This is a genomic window from Haloparvum sedimenti (assembly GCF_001462205.1).
GTDB classification, from domain to species: Archaea; Halobacteriota; Halobacteria; order Halobacteriales; family Haloferacaceae; genus Haloparvum; species Haloparvum sedimenti.
The window spans coordinates 1-2,538 of sequence record NZ_LKIR01000035.1 but is presented as its reverse complement, the minus strand read 5'-3'; the positions used below and the strand labels follow the sequence as shown (position 1 = coordinate 2,538).

Here is a 2,538-nt window from a genome sequence, read left to right as displayed (position 1 = left end):
AGCTACGCAGCGAACTCTTCAGAAAACCCGGTCGAGAAGCACTCAAACACGCTGTTAAAGCGACTCTCTGAAATCAACAATCTGCTACACATGAGCGTTTATATTTTCTCGGTGTTGCGAAGAGCGACTCGATGGCCAGTTTGGGTGTCGTGAGGCCAGTGTGCCGAGCAGTGAATATCGAGGATGGCACACGAGTTTGTATCGACGAGCGCCGTCGTTTTGAGCGTGCGTATGTGGCGATCCGAGTGGTCTTGGTAGTGTCTCGATGCTGTTTCTCGGCCGAAGTACGTGGCTTCGATGGCTCCGTGCGAGCCCGGGTCGCAGATGTTCGCGGACTCACGAAGGAACCCACGCCACATTCGTCTTTAGCTAAGCCTCACACCTCGGTTGCGTAGCGGTAGCGAGCGTCTCCTGTAAGATCGGTCGTTGCTTATGGATCTTCTGTGCATCGTCGATCAGTCGCTCCAACAGCGGAGGTGGCGAGTAGCCGAGGTACTCACCGAGTTCCTGGAGGATGAGCTGGGCGTGCGACCGGAAGGTCGCCGCCCAGCGTTCCGGCGGAAACACGAGCTCATCGGCAGCCTGCTCGGTGACCAGATCCAACAACTCACGACTCACCAACAGCGACAACAACGCTGCGTACAGCAGGATCTCCACGACAGCCGGATCGCTCGTGTCGAACTCATCCAGTTCGTACTGCGTCTTCAACTCACGGAACAACGTCTCGACCTCCCACCGACACCGATACAGCGTCGCTAAATCCGTCGGCAGGAACTCCTCTCGCGGCAGGTTCGTGATGTACAGATGGTAGTCGTCGGCGTCCTCGTTGCGGACGCCGACGACGCGGAACCGCTTCGTATCGAGTGACTGCGTCCCGTTGTACGGCCCGCGCTTGAACTCCGCTTCGACAGCCACGTCGATGTACTTCCGCGAGAGGTCACCGACCACATCCTGGATCTGCTCGCCCGCCAAGGGAATGGCGCGCCCGCGCCATTCCCGTAGCTCCTCGGTTATCACCGGATTCGCGTTCTGCTTCAACCGGCTGACGAAGTAGCCGTCGTTCTCGTCGATCAACGCGAATCGGCGGTACTTGAAGTACGCCAGATCGAACAGCACCAAGCGCCCGTGCAGCCACGATCCTGTCTTGAACAGGGTGCTGTCGTGTGTTTTCTCGTCGGTCACGTCGAGGCGTTCGATCGTCTGCTCGGTGGCGTTGAGGAGCAGGTGGAGCTTCGCTCCAGCCTGCTCCTCGTGACGAGCTTTGAACTCATCTGAGAGGAACTCGTGTAACCGCAACACGGTTCCATCAGCGATCATCACGTCTCTGAATCGGTCGATATCAACGTCAACAGCGTCGGGAACAGCGACCTCGTCGAGGCCGCGCTCGACGAGGTCGCGGAGGTACTCCGCGAGCAACGGCGTCAACCGGTGATAGAAGCCATCGGGTGAGATCGGCTCGTCGGCTGTCGCGTTGTAGCTGCGTCGGAAGCCAGCGAGTGTTCGGCTCTCGCCTGCGGCGAAGCCGAACACGAGCGCCCACACGAGAACGGGAATCTGCAGCTTGCCCTCTCGCTCGACCACGCCGAGTTCCTCGGCGTGCTCTTGGAGATACTCAGAGGGAAACAGTGTAGTGAGCCGCCGCATAATTCGAGATGAGGAGGTGTCGTTGTGCACACTCGCCGCCTCCTCGTTCCTCTCGAAAAGTAGCCTCGATAAGCCGCCGCTGTCACGTGGTCCTTCGCTTAGCTAAAGACGGATGACCCACGCCATATCGACATGGACACCCTCTCAAACGACCGGTACAGCGTTGAGCGTGCGGGAAATGCCGTCCGCGCTAGCCGTAATAGACCACGAACGCGATCCATTTTACTCGCCCAATCGACGATATCGCGATACGTCGCATCCATGTGAACCCGCAAAAAGTGGAGTGTGACATGCTTCCAGCCGGGAAATCTGTGGCCAGTCGGATCACTCACCGCTGTTGGACTGGTGGCACAGCGCTTTTGAGCCAGCGACGCGGATTGCATAACGAAGCGGAAGAGTAGGTAAGTCACATTCGACTCTTCCGCTTCGATACTACTTTCAGAGCGACGCTATGCCGCCGCCTTCTGCGGGTTCAACAGAGCAGACTAGTCATTCTCTTTAAAACTGCCTACGCCAAGCGTCAATATGAGGAGTTTAGTTATTATTTAAAATCAACAAATACATATGTTCATGACTCGATCATGGGTTCATGGCGAGATTTCATCTAGCAAATGATTTAGACTCTCACAGGGATGCACAACAACTGTGTGCCAATGCAAAACTAGATCTTTGTGAGTCTGTGGAAAATAAGCCTATATTTTTATCAACATATAAGAAGCGAGTCGTCGATAACCAGAATTTCCTGGATACTGATGACGGTGATTTTATAGCGACGACTGGAACATTTATCATTGACGGGAAAGTTGGAAAGAGTGCGCTCCGAGCAGCATATGAAGTATTCGAAAGATATGGGTTGGAAAAAGTTCGGGAGGCTGGTTTTGGTCAGTACTCTCT

General features: G+C 55.4%; 2 protein-coding genes. One reads left to right on the top strand and one right to left on the bottom strand.

The window, feature by feature from the left end; translation table 11 throughout:
- Nucleotides 1–369 precede the first annotated feature (369 nt).
- Nucleotides 370–1,644 (bottom strand): IS4 family transposase, encoded by a 1,275-nt coding sequence (locus AN233_RS01890; RefSeq protein ID WP_058365178.1) that lies wholly within the window; start codon nt 1,642–1,644, stop codon nt 370–372.
- A 589-nt stretch (nt 1,645–2,233) separates the two neighbouring features.
- On the opposite strand from AN233_RS01890, the gene AN233_RS17580 reads away from it, so the two are divergent.
- A partial coding sequence (locus AN233_RS17580) for a hypothetical protein (RefSeq protein ID WP_218055036.1) occupies nt 2,234–2,538 on the top strand: 305 nt, incomplete at its 3' end.

Bases quoted from the DNA above. Each gene is read 5' to 3' on its own strand.
- AN233_RS01890 (WP_058365178.1), bottom strand. From the start codon at position 1,644: ATGCGGCGGCTCACTACACTGTTTCCCTCTGAGTATCTCCAAGAGCAC.